This window comes from Snodgrassella sp. W8135, assembly GCF_016101225.1.
In the GTDB taxonomy this organism is placed as follows: domain Bacteria; phylum Pseudomonadota; class Gammaproteobacteria; order Burkholderiales; family Neisseriaceae; genus Snodgrassella; species Snodgrassella alvi.
In genome coordinates this window covers 1-1,833 of sequence record NZ_JACFQX010000011.1, presented here as the reverse complement: position 1 = coordinate 1,833, position 1,833 = coordinate 1, and the positions used below count along the sequence as shown (strand labels likewise).

Here is a 1,833-nt window from a genome sequence, read left to right as displayed (position 1 = left end):
TCTGGTGGCGCACGCAGTAGTAGGAGCAGCAGTAGCGGCAGCAGGAGGAAATAATGCACTGGCTGGCGGACTGGCTGCGGCAGGATCAGAAGCTCTGGCACCGGTAGTATCGAAATGGCTGTATAGCAAGGAATCAAAAGATTTAACTGCAGATGAAAAAGCCACAGTTTCATCAATCATAGGGCTGGCCGGAGCAGCAACAGGAGCGGCAGTAGGCAGCAGTATGGCTGATGTGGCACAGGGAAATCAGGCTGGGCATACGGCAGTGGATAATAATCGTTTAGCTATAGATCAAAACATAAGTGATCAAAAGGCGGTTAATTTATTTTATAAAAAAGTTAAAAAAGAATTAGGTAATAAATTTGAATTAAAGGGAACTGGTCAATATAACAACTCTGGATATGAAATTATGGAGCTAGTACCTATTGGTAACAATACAGTAGATAATCTCAGCCCTTCTGAATTAGCATTTTATACTATGCTCAATGAAGTCGTTAAAGATCCAACAGGAACTGCACAGATGATTTTTGTTTATGATGATGATCAAGTAGCAGGAGGTTCTTGGAAGTACAATAAATTTGATGTAGCAGATATGGAAAAACTAGATAAAAATAAAATTATTTTGTCAGGAAATGCGTTACTAGCTCACGAGCTTAATGAACAACTTGAGAAAGATAAAATGGGACTTAAACCAGGACAAGGAACACTTGATCAAGATTTTTTTAAAGCTCATCTTAAGGCTGTAGATAAAGAAAGTTTAGTTTTACCTGATAAAGTAGAACTGGTTGAAGATAAGGCGGCGATAAATGGTGTAGTTTATGATAAATTATATTATGACAAGAAAAATAAAAAAATGTATGGGGTGCATTTAGGTGAACTTATTGATGATTCATATAAACTTAAGCATAATTTTAACCCATGGCAACATATAATAAAACCAAATAAAGCGAGTGGAAAGTTTATAATATATGATATACAAAACCCTAATGATTATTTTGAATATCCTTGAGAAATTCTATGAACAAAAATTTTTTAATTATTATTTTATGTATTTTATTTAATGGATGTGCACATATACAACACAAAATCAATGTAAAGCCTGAGGAAGCTGATGTAAAATCTGAGAAAGGAAAATTTTTAACGGAGCAAGATACAGAAAAGGATTACATATTTTTGGAATTGACATGGAGTAATTTTCGAAAAGATGGATGGTTTTATTCCTATCATCCTGAACATATCAGCCACCCGGAAAAATGTATTTTATTGACTAAAAAAGCTCCTGAACCTGACAATGATAGATTAATTTATAAAGTTGATTGTTTTGATAAATAAAGGTATATAGAAATGGATAAACGTAAAAACTCGGTAATACTAAATAATATACTTGTCATATATCGATAGGGTAATTGGTTCAAATTATTTTAATTTAGCTTATTATCATAAGAGTAATAATTTAAATATAAGTAGGACAGAAACCGAAATTAAATTAGTAAATGCGTTGATTCCAATAGTGGCAATTTTATCAGGGTAGTGTTGGCGTAAACAATTAATTGGTTTTGGTCACGATTGTGACTATACCAGCCAGTACTACCCATAGCAGTGTTAATACCGGCAATATCATTACTGGTTAAGTAACGCAGCAGCAGAAATCGGCAAAATGGCTGTTCAGACAATTGCTGCTATCCATACTGGTATGACCAGTGACGACAATGCCGATAAAGCCAACAACTTTGACAAAGACAAAGTATAGAAAGAGCTGGATTTACAGCGTGAAATCAGTCAGGAATTCAGCGATAACATGCAGACAGCCTCTGCCATAATAAACAGTAAAAA

Annotated in this window: 2 protein-coding genes; both read left to right on the top strand. The window is 34.5% G+C overall.

Going from position 1 to position 1,833, the window contains the following annotated elements; all coding sequences use genetic code 11:
* A partial coding sequence (locus H3T75_RS10795) for a VENN motif pre-toxin domain-containing protein (RefSeq protein WP_198211706.1) occupies nt 1-1,009 on the top strand: 1,009 nt, incomplete at its 5' end.
* A gap of 8 nt (nt 1,010-1,017) precedes the next feature.
* Nucleotides 1,018-1,332 carry a hypothetical protein gene (locus tag H3T75_RS10790; protein WP_084563729.1) on the top strand — a complete coding sequence of 105 codons (315 nt, stop codon included), beginning with the start codon at nt 1,018-1,020 and terminating at the stop codon, nt 1,330-1,332.
* The last annotated feature ends 501 nt before the right edge of the window (nt 1,333-1,833 follow it).

Coding starts and splice junctions, on each gene's coding strand:
- H3T75_RS10790 (WP_084563729.1), top strand. CDS start 1,018: ATGAACAAAAATTTTTTAATTATTATTTTATGTATTTTATTTAATGGA.